General features: G+C 34.9%; 16 protein-coding genes, 1 tRNA gene and 2 pseudogenes. 13 read left to right on the forward strand and 6 right to left on the reverse strand.

The annotated features are described in order from the left end of the window. Positions 1-100: 100 nt before the first annotated feature. Positions 101-580, reverse strand: a complete 480-nt coding sequence (locus tag AABM58_RS02400; RefSeq protein ID WP_338406211.1) for an OmpA family protein — start codon at positions 578-580, stop codon at positions 101-103. A 277-nt stretch (positions 581-857) separates the two neighbouring features. On the opposite strand from AABM58_RS02400, the gene AABM58_RS02405 reads away from it, so the two are divergent. From AABM58_RS02405 to AABM58_RS02445, 9 genes are all read left to right on the forward strand, one after another. Continuing rightward, complete coding sequence (locus tag AABM58_RS02405) at positions 858-2279, forward strand: gluzincin family metallopeptidase (RefSeq protein WP_338406212.1); 1422 nt, start codon at positions 858-860, stop codon at positions 2277-2279. A 23-nt stretch (positions 2280-2302) separates the two neighbouring features. Continuing rightward, positions 2303-3379: a rod shape-determining protein gene (locus tag AABM58_RS02410; RefSeq protein WP_151807539.1), complete on the forward strand. Its 1077-nt coding sequence runs from the start codon at positions 2303-2305 to the stop codon at positions 3377-3379. Positions 3380-3581: 202 nt separating this feature from the next. Then, entirely contained in the window at positions 3582-4694 is a 1113-nt protein-coding gene (gene mnmA / locus AABM58_RS02415) for a tRNA 2-thiouridine(34) synthase MnmA (protein WP_338406213.1), read from the forward strand. A gap of 787 nt (positions 4695-5481) precedes the next feature. Further along, positions 5482-6723: a WD1261 family protein gene (locus AABM58_RS02420; protein WP_338406214.1), complete on the forward strand. Its 1242-nt coding sequence runs from the start codon at positions 5482-5484 to the stop codon at positions 6721-6723. A 69-nt stretch (positions 6724-6792) separates the two neighbouring features. Next, on the forward strand, positions 6793-7299 hold the full coding sequence (gene ppa, locus AABM58_RS02425) for an inorganic diphosphatase (RefSeq protein WP_338406215.1): 507 nt from the start codon (positions 6793-6795) through the stop codon (positions 7297-7299). 133 nt (positions 7300-7432) lie between these two features. After that, positions 7433-7523: transfer RNA gene (locus AABM58_RS02430), tRNA-Ser, on the forward strand. 159 nt (positions 7524-7682) lie between these two features. Beyond that, positions 7683-8828: a SurA N-terminal domain-containing protein gene (locus AABM58_RS02435; RefSeq protein WP_338406216.1), complete on the forward strand. Its 1146-nt coding sequence runs from the start codon at positions 7683-7685 to the stop codon at positions 8826-8828. 87 nt (positions 8829-8915) lie between these two features. Further along, complete coding sequence (locus AABM58_RS02440; protein WP_182319821.1) at positions 8916-9536, forward strand: ferredoxin reductase domain-containing protein; 621 nt, start codon at positions 8916-8918, stop codon at positions 9534-9536. Continuing rightward, positions 9520-10071 carry a 5-formyltetrahydrofolate cyclo-ligase gene (locus tag AABM58_RS02445; protein WP_155968432.1) on the forward strand — a complete coding sequence of 184 codons (552 nt, stop codon included), beginning with the start codon at positions 9520-9522 and terminating at the stop codon, positions 10069-10071. Before AABM58_RS02440 ends, AABM58_RS02445 begins: the two co-directional genes overlap by 17 nt. Before the next feature lie 44 nt (positions 10072-10115). On the opposite strand, the gene AABM58_RS02450 is transcribed toward AABM58_RS02445, so the two are convergent. Then, positions 10116-11150: a hypothetical protein gene (locus tag AABM58_RS02450; RefSeq protein ID WP_338406217.1), complete on the reverse strand. Its 1035-nt coding sequence runs from the start codon at positions 11148-11150 to the stop codon at positions 10116-10118. A gap of 149 nt (positions 11151-11299) precedes the next feature. On the opposite strand from AABM58_RS02450, the gene elbB reads away from it, so the two are divergent. Further along, entirely contained in the window at positions 11300-12007 is a 708-nt protein-coding gene (gene elbB / locus AABM58_RS02455; protein ID WP_338406218.1) for an isoprenoid biosynthesis glyoxalase ElbB, read from the forward strand. Positions 12008-12178: 171 nt separating this feature from the next. After that, a complete protein-coding gene (locus AABM58_RS02460; protein WP_338406219.1) occupies positions 12179-12487 on the forward strand; it encodes a hypothetical protein in 309 nt (102 codons plus the stop codon). A gap of 2 nt (positions 12488-12489) precedes the next feature. Here AABM58_RS02460 and AABM58_RS02465 read toward each other — a convergent pair whose 3' ends face one another. After that, entirely contained in the window at positions 12490-14325 is a 1836-nt protein-coding gene (locus AABM58_RS02465; RefSeq protein ID WP_338406220.1) for a peptidoglycan D,D-transpeptidase FtsI family protein, read from the reverse strand. Positions 14326-14345: 20 nt separating this feature from the next. On the opposite strand from AABM58_RS02465, the gene ispH reads away from it, so the two are divergent. Beyond that, positions 14346-15275 (forward strand): 4-hydroxy-3-methylbut-2-enyl diphosphate reductase, encoded by a 930-nt coding sequence (gene ispH / locus AABM58_RS02470; protein WP_338406883.1) that lies wholly within the window; start codon positions 14346-14348, stop codon positions 15273-15275. Between the two features lie 784 nt (positions 15276-16059). Here ispH and AABM58_RS07915 read toward each other — a convergent pair. Further along, positions 16060-16992, reverse strand: a pseudogene (locus tag AABM58_RS07915) (IS5 family transposase). A 24-nt stretch (positions 16993-17016) separates the two neighbouring features. Beyond that, positions 17017-17178: a hypothetical protein gene (locus tag AABM58_RS02485; RefSeq protein ID WP_338406221.1), complete on the reverse strand. Its 162-nt coding sequence runs from the start codon at positions 17176-17178 to the stop codon at positions 17017-17019. A gap of 84 nt (positions 17179-17262) precedes the next feature. On the opposite strand from AABM58_RS02485, the pseudogene AABM58_RS02490 reads away from it, so the two are divergent. Then, positions 17263-18089, forward strand: a pseudogene (locus tag AABM58_RS02490) (IS5 family transposase). Between the two features lie 441 nt (positions 18090-18530). Here the strand turns inward: AABM58_RS02490 and glyA are convergent. Further along, positions 18531-19808, reverse strand: a complete 1278-nt coding sequence (glyA, locus tag AABM58_RS02495) for a serine hydroxymethyltransferase (RefSeq protein ID WP_338406222.1) — start codon at positions 19806-19808, stop codon at positions 18531-18533. Positions 19809-19823 lie beyond the last annotated feature (15 nt).

Consider the following 19823-nt stretch of genomic DNA (forward strand, 5'->3'; position numbering starts at 1 on the left):
TAACAAGCAACGAAATATGACAAGTTTGTCCTTTTTTGTCCACCCCAGTGCCCTTTCTTTATGTCATCCCAGTGCTTGACACTGGGATCCAGGTTTTAATCTATTTCTTTATCCCAGAAAATGAAAATTCCACTCTACGATTTTTAGCATGCTCTTTTTCATATTTAGAATTTCTAGAATCATCTTTTACATTAACCAAAGGCTCAGTTTCACCCTTAGAAGCAGTTTTTATTCTGTTTTCTATGTATGGTGTACAACTAACCATAAATTTTTTAGCTGCATCTGCCCTTCTAGCGCCTAGCGCAAGATTATATTCATGAGAACCACGGTTGTCAGTGTGACCAGTTAAAGTAACCTTCGCGTCAGGGTTATCTTGTAACACCTCCATTACGTCAAGTAATGCATCTGCACTTACTTCAGTAATACTAAATTCATCATAACCAAAGAAAACTCTTTTATCACCTATCTGCTTAACAACAGAATTCATTTTATTTGTTGTATTTGCTCCTTTTTTTGGGCAAGAACTTACACCAGTAAGTAGTAAACAAAAACAGCACATTATAACCAGTCTACTCCACATTACTAAACCTCCATAAATTTTAAAATAGTGCGTAACTTTAATTTCAGCACCTAATATCTCTCCATATTGTAATATAGTCAAGAGAAATAAAATACTAAATACTTTTTCTACAACCTTACAATTAATTTTCTTATAATATGCTGGACTCTGAGTAGAAAAATCCAATAAAGGAATAAAATATGCAATTTTTTATTGTACTTTAAGCAAATATACTTTTAACTTTATTATTAATCTATTACGATATTAAACAGATGTTTTCTAAAATAATGAACAAATTATGAAATCTTATAAGTTTTTAGAGGGAGTATTACATAGGGTAAAGAATATCGAAAATACGCTAAAAGTACTAAACCAAAGCCAATTGAATGCAGAGGACAAAGTTGAACAAATAGGTCTTCTAGAAGAAATCAGACATGAAATTATCTCTCATGACGTAATAAAGGAATCATTAGCAGATGCTCTTGACAACAAAAAGAGTGCAGATGCTTGGCAGCTAAAGTTAATAGAGAGAATACATAAGAGCAACAGTGCTGTTCCTATTGATTTAGTAAAATCTTTGTCCAAAGCTAAAGTTGAATGCCAAAGTTTATGGAGGCTAACCAATTCTGAAGCCAGTAACTTGGAAAAACTAAAAGAACGTTTCACTGATTTAATCAAACTCATTCGCGAAGTAGCTTCTATAAAATCGCAGCAATTAAAATGCTCAAAATACGATTCACTGCTTGCTGATTATGACTCTGATATCACAGAAAAGAATATAAAGGAAATATTTCCCAAGGTAGGCAAATTTTTTAGTGGAAATGTAGATAAAATAATTGAAAAGCAGAAAAAGGATAAGGTTACTAATATACAAAAAGTTGCTACTCAGAAGCAGATTGAACTTGGCTCGTCATGTTTACAGCAAATGGGTGTCGCACTGCATGAGGTTCGTACTTCTTATTACTACCCTATAGATTATGATGAATCTGACTTTTGTTATGGTTTATTTTCACTTTTACGGCATAGTGGTTATGCAATTTATCAAAAATGTTTAGCGCAAAATTCTATGAGTAGCCCAATTACGAGACATGTTATGTATGAAACTCAAGGGTTATTCATGGAAAGGATGATTGGAACATCCAGAGAATTTATTGAGTTCATTCAACCACACATAAAAGAGAAATTTGCTATAAAAAGCAAAACTAACGAGAAAGTTAGCAGTGTTGAAAATTTGTACTTGATTTTCAATGAAATAAACCTTTCTTCTTTTTTAAAAAATGCAGATGAATTTAGTCTGTTAGCTCATATTATGTTGAGAACTAGGTTAGAACAAGATATAATAAATGGTACATTGGAAGTCAAAGACCTGCATGATGCGTGGCTGGAAGGTATGAAGCACTATAAAATTCCAGTAAAAGCTGAAAATGAGCTAAACACTTATTTTCAAGATGAATATTGGGCAAGCGGTGTTATGGGCTACTTTCCTATAAAAATTATTGCTTTAATTGCTGCTGTGCAGATTTTCTCTTGCGTTAAAAAGAATCATTACGAATCATTAAGTGCTATAATAAAAGGAGATTTTAGTTTACTTATCAGTTGGTTATCTCAAAATATATACAGTGCAAAGTGTGGCCTGGAACTGCTAAAAAAAGTAACAGGTAAGGGTTTAGACGTTGAGTGCTGCATTAGCTACTTATCTGGAAAGTATAATTTGTCTTAATAAATGGTTTTCTTGAGTTATGTATGAATTTTGTTCGAAAATTAACCGGAAAGTTTTGTAGCCTTTTCACTTTCAAAGGTTTATTCGCTAGCGATATTGCTATAGATCTTGGCACTGCAAACACTTTAGTTTATCAGAAAAATCAGGGAATAGTGCTTGATGAGCCTTCAGTTGTAGCAAGAATAAAAGAAAAAGGAAGCTACGTTCCTTATGCTTTTGGTAAAAAAGCTAAAATGATGCTTGGAAAAACGCCTGGAGAGATAGAGGCGATAAGGCCCTTAAAAGATGGAGTCATTGCTGATTTTAAAAGTGCGGAAGAAATGCTAAAATATTTCATACGCAGTGCAAACACAAAATTCACTGTTAATAAACCTAATATTATCATATGCGTTCCATCTGGGTCCACGCCAGTTGAAAGGCGTGCTATACAAGATGCAGCAGAAAGCGCTGGTGCAAATGAAGTATTTTTAATTGAAGAACCAATGGCTGCAGCAATCGGAGCTGGGCTCCCGGTTACCGAACCTGAAGGTTCTATGATTGTTGATATAGGAGGCGGTACAACTGAAGTTGCAATTATTTCTTTAGGTGGAATTGTTTATTCACGTTCTGCCAGAGTAGGTGGCGATATTATGGATGAGGCAATAAAGTCATATATTCGTGAAAATCATAAATTATTAATCGGTGAAACAACCGCTGAGAAAATTAAGAAAAGCATAGGTTCAGCCAGTCTGCCAGGTGAAAATAACAAAGAGGGAATGATAATTAAAGGCAGGGATTTAGTGAGTGGCATGCCAAAAGAAATGCTTTTATCAGAATACCAAGTTGCAGAGAGTTTAATAGAGCCTGTACATCAGATAATTTCTGCTATTAGGACTGCACTGGAGAGCACTCCACCTGAACTTTCTTCTGATATAGTCGATAAAGGAATAATTTTATCCGGTGGTGGCGGATTATTGCGTAACTTGGGCAAAGTTATCAGTGAAACAACAAAACTACCAGTTCGTGTTGCAGATGACCCACTTTGTTGTGTTGCTTTGGGTAGCGGAAAAGTGCTTGAAAACATGGATTATTTTGGCCATGTTTTATTTAAGCAGGATTAAATTATTTTTAAAGGTAGTTCATCGAATTTTATAGCAAATTTTACCTCAAGCATAAAGATGTCATGCAAGTAGCCAACACTGGGATCCAGAAAAATTGACTATAAACAAGTATGCTGTTTCGATGAAATTGTGTAATAGAAACTAGATTCCAGTGTCAGCTACTTGCATGACACCAAGTTTGTGTTTATAAATTAAGGCGATTATGCTAAAAGAATTTGAAATAGAACCTCTGCTAAAAGATAAAGCTCCGCACCAGACCAAGGCTGTTGTTGCAATGTCCGGGGGAGTTGATAGCTCCGTTGCTGCAGCACTGCTATATAACTTTGGGTACCAGGTGATAGGTGTAACTCTTCAGCTATATGGCACTGATGGCAATGCTAATGCGAGAAAAGGTGCATGCTGTGCTGGACAGGATATTTACGACGCTAAGCGTGTAGCTGAAAGTGTTGGCTTTCCTCACTATATTTTAAACTACGAGGAAATATTCAAAAAGGAAGTAATAGAGGATTTTGCGAGTACCTATATGCGTGGGGAAACTCCCATACCATGCGTGAGATGTAACCAAACGGTAAAATTTCGTGATCTATTGCAAGTTACAAAAAATCTTGGTGCGGATGTGCTCGTAACAGGACATTACGTGAGAAGGTTAGAAAAAAATGGTGAGGTAAAGTTGTGCAGAAGCATTGATAAAAGTAAAGATCAAAGCTATTTTCTGTTTGCAACTACTAAGGAGCAGTTAAAGCTTTTGCGATTTCCACTAGGTGGGTTCTATAAAAGTGATATAAGAAAATTAGCAAAATATTTCAGTTTACAAATTTCTGAAAAGCCAGACAGTCAAGATATATGCTTTGTTTCCGAAAGCTATAGTAAAACAATAGCTAAATTAGCTCCACAATCTGTACAGAAAGGTAAAATAGTGGATGTTAATGGAAAAGTGCTAGGCGAGCACAGTGGCATAGTAAATTTTACAGTGGGGCAAAGAAAGGGCTTGGGTATCGCACACAATGAACCTCTTTATGTGATAAAAATTAATACAGAAAATAATGAGGTTATAGTAGGTCCGATCAACGTATTAATGCAAAAAAAAATATTGATCAAGGAGTTAAATTGGTTAGAACAACCAAAGGAAGGTATGGAAGTAACTGTGAAGCTGAGATCATCACATGCGGGAAGTTTAGCAACAATACATTCAACTGACGAAAAAAATAAAGCCTGTGTCATTTTAAACGACGATTACTTTGGCATCAGTCCAGGTCAAGCCTGTGTAGCGTATAAAGATGAGCAAGTTATCGGCGGTGGATGGATATGCTCTTAACTAAAAGCTTTAATGCAGAGTGTAAACATACAATAGACTTCTTGCATAACCATATAACATTGGGAATAGAAACAAAAAAACTTGCTTGACAAACTCCGCCAGCCTCCTTATCATGAAACTGAAGCTATTTATTTATCTTCTCTGTACAGATTAAATGACAAAAAAACTCACGTATCTGGCGTCTCATGTTTAATTTTTTGCACTATGTGCACTCTATGTCTTTATCAAATTTCTAGGTTTTCAAGCTGAAATACGCTTATAAAGCATTTAAAACATTAAAAAACGCCAACTTAAAAAATGGATAGTGAATAACTAGCTACCCTAGGGTTTCTTTTGCCTTTTTTTCTGTTTAGTAAATTTCTTAACGTTTATAATTTAGATTAGTTGCGGCTTAAAAGCAGCTAAATCGCGGTTATTAAGTGTTTAGAATAAAAAAACGCCATACTTGAAAGTATAATGTAAGTAATTAGCCAACCACGGGGCTTCTTTTGCCTTTTTTTTGTTTGGTAAATTTCTTAATGTTTGTAGCTAAACGACAACCGTCATCCCAGCGGGATCTAGAGATACCGCGAATGAATCGCGGTATGACGGTTCGCGGCGGCATAAAGATAAGTCTCGTCATCCCGCTGCGTGTTAGCGGGATCTCTTGTTAGTGGCTGAGATACCGCGGCGGTATAGCTATACCTTTTTCTACTTAGTTTGGGTTATGCAAGAAGTCTAATAACATTTATTGCTATTTTGCCATGTATCCCTTATACTATAAAGTAGAACATTATAGGTTTCAGCAATGATAAAAGAAATTGAAGAACTAATAAAAATTGTTGGTAAGGGTAATTTATTAGAGACTTTGTTTATTTTTTTAGGTGGCTTTCAACATGCTGATTTAGGTCGTAGTATGGACCACAGAAATCATTTTGGTTTGTCTGCATTCATTAGAAAAAAAGAGGAACCATTAGATAAATATTTTAACTTAAAATTTAGTCTACAAGGGCTGTTTTTAATTTATGCTCAAGCTTATAAAATTCTAAGTGAAAGTAATAACCTGAATACTAAAGATGTCATAGATAAAATATATGAAGTTATTAAAGGGTCTGAGTTAAATAGAAATATAAATGAAGTAGTAGATGGAAGAAAATTAGATTTACTTAACATCTTAGCAAATCCAAAGAGAAAACCAATATTTAAAACAGAAGAAGATTTTGAAAATAAAGTACTCATTGGTGTTAGAAAGTTACTAAGTGAAGGAAATACATTAAACAAATATGACAGAGAATTTGCTGTAAATCAGTGCGTTATCAGCAACTATTATTCTATTCATCAAGACATAAAAGTAGACAAGGATATAGTATTACTGCTTTCTATAGGTGGTCACTATGAAGAACTTTCACCATTTAACAAAACAGTAAAAAGAGAAGTATTAGAGCTAGATAAGAGCCCGTTAATAGCATTATTAGCTAAAATGTTAACATGTATCGATTTATCAAGTGAGAATAGATCTACTAAATATACGCTGAATCGCGAAAAGATAGGTAGCCTAAACAGAACATTTAATATGTTGGCAGATCAAAATAATCAAGATTTCCCAACCTTTAAAAGCATTGGACCAACCTTGAAGCAATTGCTAAAAAACCAGAATAGTGATGAATTTGAACAATTAGTAACGAGCCCTGATAATATATACTACTCAGTGCTGCAAGAAGAGAATGAATGTAGGCCAAATCCTATCACCAGCAAGAAAAAAGAAAAAGACCATAAAAACACAGTCTGTAAACTTATTTTAGGTATGTTTGTATTATCTGTTGGGTTATATGTTGCTGATTATTTCTTTATGGAGCAAAAATTGTTCAACTCAATAAAAAATGTTTTGCCACAAGACAACCTTACTAACCTGATAGTTGGTGCGGTGCTTACTATCGTAATAGTATATGCCTTATTTCAATTATTGGAACCACCACAGGAACCACCACTTTCAACAGTCAATAAGATGACGAATGAAAATTTAGGACCGCTCCATGCAAAACAAGCTTAGAACTACATAAATGTAGCAACTTAAAAGTACATATTGTATAATGCTTATTCTTAAGTTAAGAGGTAATTTATGGATTTAAGTAAAATAACAGCAGGACCAAATGCGGTGAATGTGGTAATTGAAATAAGTGCAAATGCTGAGCCTGTAAAGTATGAATTTAATAAAGAGCTTGGGTTGTTACAAGTTGACAGATTTTTATCTACCTCAATGACTTATCCTTGCAATTATGGATTTATACCAAATACCTGCGCAGGTGATGGTGACCCTGTGGATGTTTTGGTGCTAACTCAATTTCCCTTAGCATCTAGTGTTTTAATATCGGTGCGTCCAATAGGTGCATTACTCACTAAAGATGAAAAAGGAGAAGATGAGAAAATATTAGCTGTGCCTGTTTCCAGTGTTGATAGCTATTATGACAATATAAAGGACTATTCTGACTTATCTAAAAACCTATTAGATAAAATTGCTCATTTCTTTTCTCATTATAAAGATCTAGAAAAGGGAAAAACGGTAACAATTGGAGAATGGGTTGGTATAGAAGAAACAAAGAAAATCATTGAAAAAAGCAGAAATTAGTTTGCGTTGATTTAGCCTGGAATTACAGTTATTCGGAAAAATGTTGTTATTTTTAATGGGTAAATATTGCAATTAAAAGCATTAGACAGGCGGTGGAGGTCTTGGTATTATATAATCTTTAGGTTCTAAATTTGGAAGGGTGGCCGAGCGGCTGAAGGCGGCGGTTTGCTAAACCGTTATACGACCCAAAAGTCGTATCGAGGGTTCGAATCCCTCTCCTTCCGTATACTGTTTTTAGCACGGTTTAAATTCGCTATATTAGCCTGTTTACCTGATCTTGTTGTAATGTTTTTTTTATTTCCGTCTTTAACTATTAAAAAGTTGGCTAGCATTGACTCAGTATTTATTATAGAATTGGTTATTAACTAAACAACTTTGCTTGTATGTATAGAATACTAATTTTACTGTTAATAGTGTTGCCACTTAGGTTGCTTGCAACCGAGATTGAAATTGTTGCAGATGTAAATGGTGAACCAATTTCAAATTTAGATATCGAAAAGCGCATCAACTTTATAAATTCATTGTTTGGCACTCAAAGCGTTAATCAAAAAGAAGCAAAGTCTCAAGTTCTTAGGGAGCTAATAGACGAAATTATCATTATCAATGAAGCGCAGAGGCTGAATATAAAATTGAGCAACGAGGAGTTAGATAATGCTGTCATGTTATTTTTAACCCAAAGTTTTAAACTTAAGGCTAATGAAGTTGATCAATACATAGAAAAGCATAATATAGATCTTAGTATTTTAAGAAAACAAATAAAATGTCAGTTACTGTGGAGCAAAATTATTGAAGTAAGAATTGTGCCATTTATTAATATAAGCGATAAAGAAGTAAATGATGTAAAAAGGCAAACAGAAAAGCCGGATTATCTTATCACGTTCCAAGAGTTTATAATTCCTGATCAAAAAGACAAGGACGTTTATGGTATAGCTGAAGATTTAGTAAAAAAATTACGCAACAGTAATAACCCAGAATCTCTAATAAAGATGCGTAAAGCAACAGTTAATTTAAGTCAGTTGAAAGGCAAACTCAAGAGCGTTTTAGAAGGATTAGAAGTCAGCGACATAGCAGGTCCATTCAGTTTTAGTGAAGGTTACTCTGTTATAAAAGTAATAGATAAAGTACAACTTAATCATGCACTGCTGGAAAGCACTTTAAAATTAAAACAGATTGTGGTTGAAGGTTCAGAAAGTTTATTAGATAATCTCAAGGAGCAAAAAGTTAATTGTTTAAATTTTGATAAATTGGCAGATAATTTTAAGTTGCCAAACGCAAAGGAATTTGAAATAAAAATGCGAGATTTAAATCCTGATTTACAGATTTTATTTAGTAAAACAAGTGTGAATGAAATAGTAGAATTGAGAGAAAATGGCACTGCAAAGTTGATGATGTTGTGTGATATCAAGAGTAATGTAGCGGGTATAGAAGCAATTAAACAGCAGATGTACCAACAAAAGATTATGATACAAAGCAACCTGCTATTGGATGATATGCGTAAAAATGCAGCTATCAGTTATCGGTATAGTTGAAGTCAGAGAGTGTCTTTGTCTCTGTCTTTGTGTGCCTTTGTTCTATAAAATTTCAAAAAATTTGAACAAATATAGTTAAAATAGCACATGAAGAACATAATGCTAATTGGTGGTGGAGTTGGAAATGCAGTGTTATTTTCGATAGGGAAGGCATGTCTTGAAAATAATAACAAGGTTTTGTACTTCGCTGGCTATAAGAAGTTAAGTGATGTATTTAAACGAGCACTGATAGAGCGTGCATCAAATGCAGTAGTTTGGGCATGTGAAGAAGGATTGATAGAAACAAGCAGAGATCAAGATAAATCCTTTCATGGTAATATAGTTGATGCAATAGTCTCTTATCAACAAGGAAGATTAGGTATTAATTTGAACGTTATAGATAAAATTATCACTATTGGTTCTGACAAAATGATGAAAGCTGTGAATGAAGCTAGAAAAACAATTTTAAAGCCATATCTGAAATCAGGCCACATAGCAATATCATCAGTTAATTCTCCTATGCAGTGTATGATGAAAGAAATCTGCGCTCAGTGTGTGCAACAACATATAAATGCAAAAACAGGAGAAAAGAGTTTTGTTTATAGTTGCAGTAATCAAGACCAGGATATGGAGTGTGTTGACTTTGACTTTTTAAGTGAGCGCTTGAAGCAAAATAGTTTACAAGAAAAACTTACTGCAAAATGGATAGATCATGTTCAAAGATATTAAACAGCACAAAAAGGAAATAAGAGAGCAATATAGAGCTATAAGAAAAGATATTGATGAAAGTTATTCCAGTTATGCGGCAAATTCCCTTATTAATCTCTTTAATCAGAACTTAAGCTACGTTAAAGGCAAAACAATAGCAGCTTACATTCCAATGGATGAGGAAATAGATGTTGTGCCTTTGATGCATAGTTTACTCGATTTAGATTATAAAGTAGCAATTCCTAATAAAAATAAGTTACTAAAATTTGAGGAATGGAACGAAACAAATGAAGATGTAATTCCCGACACAATCATTACTCCTGTTATTGCTTTTGATGATCATTTTAATAGATTGGGTTTTGGCGGTGGTTGGTATGATACAATGATAGAAAAACTGCGGCCACTTGGAAAAATATTTATAGGTGTAGCCTATGAGAAACAATATTGTAAAGATTTACCTGTAGAAAAACATGATCAAAAATTGGATATTATAATCACTGAGATGTGTGTTAGATGTGGAAGTGGATTGCTCAAAAAAGTGGATAAAAAGGAGTAGCGTAACCCCACTTTCTGATAGTAATTTTTGCGTAAAAAAATGCATCAACTTGGTCCTGTGATTCCTCCTTCACTAACTCGTGCAGCACTTGAAATACCTAAGTGAGAAGATGGCTTCATTGCTGCAACTTTCTCATCAACAATTTTTTCTACCTCCTCTATTTTACCCTCACCAATGGCCATAATTTTAGATTGAAATTTCTCCATAAGTTCCTCAAGTGCTTCCTTATCACTTTCATAAGTACTAGTACCTTTTTCTCTAAGCTTTTTCATGTCATCTTCTGAAAAATTTTGAATAGTTCCATTCTTTACTAACTCTTGTATAGCAGATCGCTGCCCTTCATTTTGAAGCATGCCTATGACCTTTGCTTTACTCTGGGCGTTTTTTATTTTTTCACCTTCTTCGGACATATTATAGCCTATAATCTCTTGAGCCAAACTGTTGTATAATTTACTAAAGTTATCTTTTTTTGGCCCAACCTCAGGCAATTTATCCCCTAAATTTTTAGATAAACTTTTCACTGCTTTTCCTGCATCAATCGCACCTTCTTTTATTTTTTCCCCTGCCTTTCCTATACCTATTCCTACATAACGTGCTCCAATAGCCACAAGCGCTATTAATGTAGCAAGCACAATAAGCGGAGAAAATGCTACTCCTAATACCATTCCAGCAGAAGCTATTCCTATTTTTTCATTTGCAGATGCTGATTGAAAATAATTGACTAGATTATCCAGCGGACCTTTATTATTATTTATAACATTACTTATTGCTTGCTGATTAACAGATTGTAGTGCTTCTTCTATTATCTTTGGCTCGATATCTTCAGGCTTTGAATTTTCAAGCGCTTCTTCAATGAATTCTATAAATAATTCTTTGTTAACCTCCTTTTGCAAGCCTTGGTCATTAATTGCTAAACCTAAATCTTTGAGATTCATCCCTCTAACTTGTTCTGATAGGGCCTCAAACAACTTTCCTTTTTCTTCCTGTGAGGATTGTGCGATGCTTTCTATCATATCTGAAATAGTTTTTTTTAGTTCTGGGTAGTCAGTGTCAAAAAACGTACTGTTTGTAGGTGCCATATTCAGCTTCATTAACTATGGATATGCCTAATTATACATGCTAGTTATTAATTATATTATAATAAATATGAGGTAATTAATATAATAACCTCTTTCCAAATATAGAATTTGTATTAAAATATCTAGATTACATGAAATTAAGGTACTTTATGGGTGAAAAAAAATTAAAAGCTGCTGTGGTTTTATCAGGGTGTGGTCACCTTGACGGTGCAGAGGTAAGAGAAGCGGTTTTAAGTTTGCTTGTGCTTGATCAGCAGGAAGTGGATGTTAAATGCTTTGCACCTGATATCAATATCACACAAGTTATGAATCATAGAACAAAAGAGGCAACAAAAGAAAAAAGGAATGTACTTGTGGAAGCAGCAAGAATCGCAAGAGGCGAAATATATGACTTAAAAGAAGCCAAAGCTGAAAATTTTGACATGCTAGTTGTACCTGGTGGATACGGGGTTGCGAAAAATTTATCTGACTTAGCTGAAAATAAAGGCATGGTGACAGTAATGCCTGAATTTGAAAGATTAGTTTCAGAATTCTTTGTTACAAAAAAGCCAATAGGAGCGATATGCATATCTCCAGCTATCATTGTTTCAATTTTAAGTAGTAAGATAGGTAAAGAAGAAAGTAAGGTTAAGGTAACTATAGGAGATGACAAAGAACAGTTGATAGAAAAGCTTGGCGGCGAACACATAAAGTGCGATACAGGGTTATCAATAGAAGACGAAGAGTATAATGTATTTTCTTGTTCTGCTTATATGCGTAGTGACGAAAGTACATACTCTGTATATCAAGGGATAAAGCATATGATTGACAGCATGGTAAAAAAGATTAACAAAAAAACTAAACAGCCATTCCTATAAGGTGTACTAAATAAGACTTCTCTATTAATCACTTAACTGTTGAATTTTACATTTCTAGCTGTATTATGACTATGTAGCTAAAGTAACTTAGGTTTATTGACACTTTGCTACTTGTTAGCGGTGTGGCCGTATATGTTTAGTTCTTTTTTTTGTAGATGCAAGGTATTTTGTATGTCAGATCTTTTCTATATTGAAGGTGTGTTTTGTGTAGATGGTCATTGTGATGTTTATACAAGAGAAGTGAGTTTTAATGATGTCATGTTAGGCAAGTTCAGTCTAAATTCGTACAGCGGGAAAGAAGCTATGATAAATCTAGACGTTATTACATTCGATATTAATATCGCTATCGATGGTCAAAATGGAAAGACAATAAAAAGAGACCTTAAAGGTCTTGAATTTATAACTAAAGATGATGGTTCTTGGTATATTAATAAGGATTTTGGTAATGATAAATTTGAAATTATAGTAAAGCAATCATAATTTTACATCTCAGGTGTAACATTTAGTATAGGTGCTACTCTATTTATAATGTTTCTTACTATAGGCGCAGCAATTACTCCCCCGGTATGGTGCATCCCTTGAGGCTCATCAATAGCAATTAGCACTATGTACCTTGGGTCAAGCATAGTTAGCACTCCTATAAATGATGCTATGTTCGCATCTTTGCTATATTTACCATCTACAACTTTTTCCGCCGATCCAGTTTTTCCTCCTATTGAATATGCCTTTATTTTTGCTTTTCTGCCAGTGCCATCTGTTACTGCTGCGCGTAATAATTTTCTCATTTCCCTGGAAGTTCTTCTTGAGATAATTTGCTCTCCTATACTTCTCTTATTCAACATCAAGGTTGCGTTATGAAATATCCCATTATTGATTAATGCTGCTGCAGTTTGTGCAAGATGTATAGGAGTTACAGCTATGCCATAACCATAAGATGCTGTTATTAAAGTGTTTTCACTCCATTTATCCGGGATTATCGGTGTGGATTTTTCTGGTATTTCTATTTTCAAAGGAGAAAATAGCTTCATAGCTTTAAAGTATTCTACCTGTTTTTCAATACCTAGTTTGACTGCAATTTTTGCTGCACCAATGTTGGATGATTTTACAAATATATCTTGCACAGTAATTTTTGGAATTTTAGATTTATGAAAATCCTGAATTTTATACTTTCCAATGGTGATTGGTGTTGATACGTCATATAAATCGCTAGTTTTTGTAGCGTTCGCATCAAGCGCTGCGGCTATTGTAAAGTATTTTAATACCGACCCCATCTCATATACCCCAAGACTGGCGCGATTAAACTTTTGTACGTCTTCTGCCTTATTCTGTAAGTTGGGATTAAAATCAGGTAGGCTGACCATCGAGATGACTTCACTATTTCTCACATTTAAAACAATTCCTACTCCGCCAAGTGCCTGATATCTGCTTACAGCTTTAGTTAGCTCTTCATGCACTATGCTTTGCACTCGTGTATCTAAGGATAGTTGAACATATTGATCAGCAGAGCGTGACCATCCCTGTTGGATGACAGAAGATTGTGCAGAAATTTGGTCTGGTGTCATTCCAGTGCACTGACACTGGAATCCAGTTTTATGCGCAATTTCATCACAAACATTGTTTTTGACATATGTTTCTGGAATCCGTTGTTCATCACGTAATTTGTCAGTATTTTTATATCTGGATCCCAGTGTCACGCACTGGATCTGTTGTGTGGGGAATTGCTGTGCAGGAATTGCTTTCAAGTTGCAACATTCATACAACTGTATATCAGGTACTTGGATAACAGAATGTTGTTTGTTTTTACTTATATACGCCTCAACTCCTGCAATACCATTGCCATCTATGTCAGTGTAACCAAGCACGTGTGAAAATAAATTACTGTGAGGATATATACGCTTTATGTCGTCATAAAAATTTACTCCTGGTACACCAGCGTTTTTGATCGCTAGTAATTCTTTTGGAGTCAAGTGCCGCTTTATCCAAGCAAATTTCTTTTCTGAAGTAAGTACTCTATATAAGTTCTTGTATTCGAGGTCATGCAAAGTAGAACACAGTTGTGCTGCTATACTTTCCGGATTCTTTACTTTGGTTGCATCTATATATAGTGATGTTGTGGGCACATTTGTTGCTATTACCACTCCATTTCTATCTAAAATATCGGGTTGTTTATGTACTATATTATCTTTTCTAAAATTTTCTGAAGTAGTAAGTTGATCAAATGTGAAAGAGAATATGCGAAAAATAATTATTATATAAAATATAAATAGTGGTACTATAAAATACAGTGAGCGGAGCTTATTTTTAAGTAATGCTTGCATATTTGCTTGATTTGACAAAAATGGAAATCATCTTAGCTGAGCCGCGAGGTTTTTGTGCCGGGGTAAAAAGAGCTGTGGACATATTAGCTATTACTTTAGAAAAATACAAAAACAAGTGCCAAGTTTATGTGCTACACGAAATTGTTCACAATAAATATATAGTAGAGGACTTTAAGAGACAAGGAGTGGTTTTTGTAAACAGTATCGAGGAAATTGAAGATAATGGAGGAATACTGATCTTCAGCGCGCACGGAGTGTCAAAAAATATAGAAGATGAGGCAAAAAGAAAGGGTATTCAAGTGATTGATGCAACATGTCCTTTAGTCAGCAAAGTGCATAAAGAAGCAAAAAGGTATGAAAACAGTGGTAAAGAATTAATTCTCATTGGGCATGAAAACCATCCAGAAGTTAAGGGAATTAGGGGAAGAGTAAACAATCCTATCACTTTAGTGCAAACTTTGCAGGATGTATATGATTTAAAGGTTAAAGATCCAGATAATTTATCTTATGTTACACAAACCACGTTAAGCATCGACGATACCCGTGACATTATTGCTGCCCTGAAATTAAGGTTTCTAGGCATAACAGGTCCAGATTTAAAGGACATATGCTATGCAACGCAAAACAGACAAAATGCTGTTAAAAAGCTAGCTGAAATTGTAGACATGGTATTAGTTGTAGGAAGTAAAAATAGCTCAAATTCAAACCGCTTATTAGATCTGTGCACTGCCAGAGGAAAAAGAGCCTACTTAATTGATAATTACAGATGTGTGAATAAAAGCTGGTTTCAGGGCGTAGAAAAGATAGGAATCACTGCAGGTGCTTCCGCTCCTGACATATTGGTTGATGAATTAATGGACTACCTAAAAGTAAACCTGAGTGTAAAAATTTCAGTTATGCCAGGTGGTATTATTGAAAATGTTCAGTTTAAAATACCGAATCTGGTTTAAAACACAACTTATCTACTAAGCTTCTCTTGAAATCACACAAACCAGCATCTATAGCTAAGACGTCATGCCGCGATTCATTAGACTTCTTGCATAACCATATAACAAACTTTTATTGGAAATAGAAACGAAAAAACTTGCTTGACACATTTCGCCAGCCCCCTTATCATGACAGTGAAGGTATTCAGTTATCTTCATCTGTGCAGATTAAACAGCAAAAAAACAACGTAGTTGGCGTCTTATTTTTAATTTTTTGCACTATGTGCACCTCATGTCTTTATAAAACTTTTAGGTTTCTACCTATACAAGCCGAAACGCGCTTATAAAGCGTTTAAGACAGTAAAAGACGTCAAATAGACAAGGGAGAATTTGAATACTAGCTACCACGGGTTTTCTTTGCCTTTTTTTTCTGCCTAGTAAATTTCTTAAACATTTATAGCTAAGGTTAGTTGCATTTAAAAGCAGCTAAATTGCAGCGTTTAAGACTTAAAAAACGCCAATACTGAAAATAGACAATGACCAGGGCTTCTTTTGCCTTTTTTTTTATTTGGTAAATTCCTTAATGTTTATGGCTAAACGACAATCGTCATCCCGCTGCTTGTTAGCGGGATCTAGAGATACCGCGAATGAATCGCGGTATGACGGTTCGCGGCGGTATGACGTAGGACTGCTGTCATCCAAGTAGCTTGACACTGGAATCCCAAAAAAGGATGATGTCATCCCAGTGCTTGACACTGGGATGGCTTTGTTGCATCGCACTTCGGATAGTAGGTAACGTACAATAAATTCATGAAGCTATCTCAAACTTAGCCATGCCTATTTCAGTAAATTTGTTAAGCAAATAACACTTGAGTAGCAGTTCCTTCTCACGATTAATCTCAGATTTGCTCCTAAAACTAAACCCAAATATTCGCTTCAACCTTGAGAAAAATCCTTCAATATACGATCTTTTTCCGTAATTTACTTCTTCTTTCCATCTTTTTATACCATTCTCACCATGTAATTTCATTAACTGAATAGCGGCATTTCTATCAAGCATATAATCCAATTTTGGATGCTCTGCTGCGTTGTTTTTCGGAGGAATTTTCGTTTTTATACCGTATTGATTACACAGCTTATAGAGCTTTTCTCTATCATATGCCCTATCTGCATATAGTACTTTTATGACATACTGAAAATCGACTTCTTTTAGCAAATCACAAGCTCCATAGTGATCAGCCGTTACTGTATTTTACAGCTATGGCTTTTTTGCTGTTTGTATTCAACATTACATGCAATTTTCTTGTCTGTTCATAGCTGCGATACTTTCTATCTTCGCTATTTTCCTTCAGGAGTGTTGTTGTATATACTAATTCCTGTACTGTCTATAGCAATTTCGATATCTTCCATATTATTTTCTGCAATCATTGATCTTAATATTGAGTTTCTTAAACCTTCTTGATGATTGTGAATAGCTGATAACTTGCAAATTTTTCCCAATTTGCTCAAGGTATCCTGCTATAAACCCAACTGTTTGCCTCAGGCCTATTCTAAATAAACAAGTTATTATGTGCACCAAAATTACAACTTTATCGCTATAAATATTGTTGCCACCTGGTATTTTTGGACCATTCTCGTACCACTTTTCTATGGCTTCGTTGATATAATGAAAAATATTTCCTCTTTTTTCTAGAAATTTGTTATATTCGCTATGGTTACTGACCCTCATTTTTTGTGGCATATTTTTTCTTCCAGGGTTAAATGGCTATTTTATAATGAATTTTGTCAGTAGCCACCAGATTTTTTCAGTTGCTATGCAACAAAGCCATCCCAGTGTCAAGCACTGGGATGACATCATCCTTTTTTGGGATTCCAGCGTCACGCGCTGGAATGACACCTTCCGTATAAATATTAAAAAATTTACCAAATAAAAAAAAAGGCAAAAGAAACCCTAGTCATTAGACTTCTTTCAAAATTGTTAGAGGGAGTGTAAGATGAAGTATTTGAAAGCATGAAATATAAGGAAATAGAAAAGTTAGAAGGAGAAAAGTTTCGACGTTTAACAGGGGTAAAAAAAGCAACATTTGAGTGAATGGTAGAAATTCTAGAAGTGGAGGATAAAAGAAAAAAAGCTAGAAGTGGAAGAAAAAGTAAACTTTGCATAGAAGACAGGCTACTTATGGCACTGGAATATATAAGAGAATATCGTACATATTTTCATATTGGGCAAAGCTATGGCATGAGTGAAAGTAACAGTTTTAAAATAATAAGATAGGTAGAAGACATATTAATAAAACATCCAGATTTTGCATTACCAGGAAAAAAAGAGCTATTAAAGAGTGATGTAGAATATGAAGTTTTAGTAATAGACGGAACTGAAACGCCAGTAGAGAGACCAAAAAAAAGCAAAAGCCCTTCTACTCTGGAAAGAAAAAAAGGCATACTATAAAAACACAAATAGTAACAGAGAAGAAGAGTAAAAAAGTCATATGCACATCTTTCTCGAATGGTAGAAAACACGATTTTCGGATGTTTAGAGAATCAAAGGTAGCAATATTACCGGACACCAAAATCTTAGCTGATGCCGGCTACAGGGGAATGCAGAAGATACACAAAAATGTTGTATTACCGCACAGGAAAATGAAAAAGAATCCGTTAAGCAAAGAACAAAAAAAAGAGAACAGGGCACTTATGAGCCAAAGGGCAATTGTTGAAAACGTAATTGGCTTATTGAAAAGGTTTAAAATCATCTCGGACAGGTATAGAAACCGACGAAAACGTTTTGGTTTAAGGTTTAATTTGATTGCTGCAATTCACAATTTTGAGCTCCATACATGAATTTTGAAAGAAGTCTATTATCTATTTTCAGTATTGGCGTTTTTTAAGTCTTAAACACTGCAATTTAGCTGCTTTTAAATGCAACTAACCTTAGCTTTAATATTTAAGAAATTTACCAGGCAGAAAAAAAAGGCATAGAAAACCCGCAGTAGCTAGTTATTCACTCTCTATTTTAAAATTTGACGTTGGGTGATGTCTTGAACGCTTTATAAGCGCGTTTCAGCTTATATAGGTAAAAACCTAGAAATTTGATAAAGACATAAGGTACACATAGTGCAAAAAATTAAGCATAGTACGCCAAATACAAGTTTTCTTGTCGTTTTAATCTGCACAGATTGGGAAGTTAAATAAAATAGCTTCACTGTTATGATAAGGGGACTGGCGGAGTTTGTCAAGTAAGTTTTTTCGTTTCTGCGAGCTACTTGAATAACGCCACATAAATTAATAAATAGGAAAATTACTACAAATCTTTTCAACTTTAGTTTTCACCGTTCTTTCAATATCAGGGCTATTTCCGCTGATTAATCCCTGAACCACTTCATTTATTAGGCCGGCTATTTCTTTAAAATTTTCTGCCTCAAGTCCGCGTGTTGTCTCAGCAGCGGTGCCAAAACGTAGCCCTGAGGTGATGGTTGGCTTTTCTGTGTCAAATGGCACAGAGTTTTTATTGCAGGTAATGCCAGCCCTCTCAAGGCTATCTACAACGTCTTTTCCAGTTAATTTCTGCGATCTTAAGTCAACTAGCACTATATGAGAGTCAGTGTCACCGGTTATAATGTCAAGTCCATGCTTTTGCAATTCTTGAGCCAGCACTTTCGCATTTTCCACGACTTTCTTGCTATAAGTTTTAAACTCTGGCGCTAATGCTTCTTTAAATGCAACAGCTTTTGCAGCTATCACATGCATAAGTGGCCCGCCTTGCAATACTGGAAAAACTGCAGATTGAATTTTTTTGTGTAATGCTTCATCATTGGTCATCACTATTCCACCACGAGGACCACGCAAAGTTTTGTGAGTTGTGGAAGTCATAACATGTGCATATTCAGCAGGGGATGGATATTCGCCCGCTGCAATAAGCCCTGCATAGTGAGCAATGTCTGCAAGCAAATAAGCACCAACTTTATCTGCAATTTCGCGAAAGCGTTTGAAGTCCATTTTTCTCGGATAAGCAGAAGCACCAGCTATGATCAATTTCGGTTTATGCTCCAGCGCCAGCTTTTCTATCTCATCCATATCCAGCAAGTAAGTGTCTTTATTCACTGTATATTGAATTGACTTAAACCATTTACCAGAAAGGCTTGGTGCCGCACCATGAGTTAGATGCCCACCGCAACTCAGTGATAATCCAAGTATTGTATCGCCTGGAGTAAGCAGTGAAGCAAACACTGCTTGATTTGCCTGAGAACCAGAGTGAGGCTGAACATTTGCAAATTTTACACCAAACAACTTACAAAGTCTTTCTATAGCCAGACTTTCAACTTTGTCCACATGCTCACAACCACAGTAATATCTTCTGCCTGGATAACCTTCTGCATATTTATTAGTCAGAAAAGAGCCTTGTGCCTCCATTACCGCTTTGCTTGCAAAATTTTCTGATGCAATTAATTGCAATTGTGATTTTTGGCGTTGTAATTCTTTTTCTATAGACTGATAAACCTCGTTATCAAAAGATTTTAAACTATTTTTAGAGCCACAGATTTTTTTTAAAACACTCATCATAGATCAAACCTCGCT

Source organism: Wolbachia endosymbiont (group A) of Longitarsus flavicornis, assembly GCF_963931955.1.
Classification (GTDB): domain Bacteria; phylum Pseudomonadota; class Alphaproteobacteria; order Rickettsiales; family Anaplasmataceae; genus Wolbachia.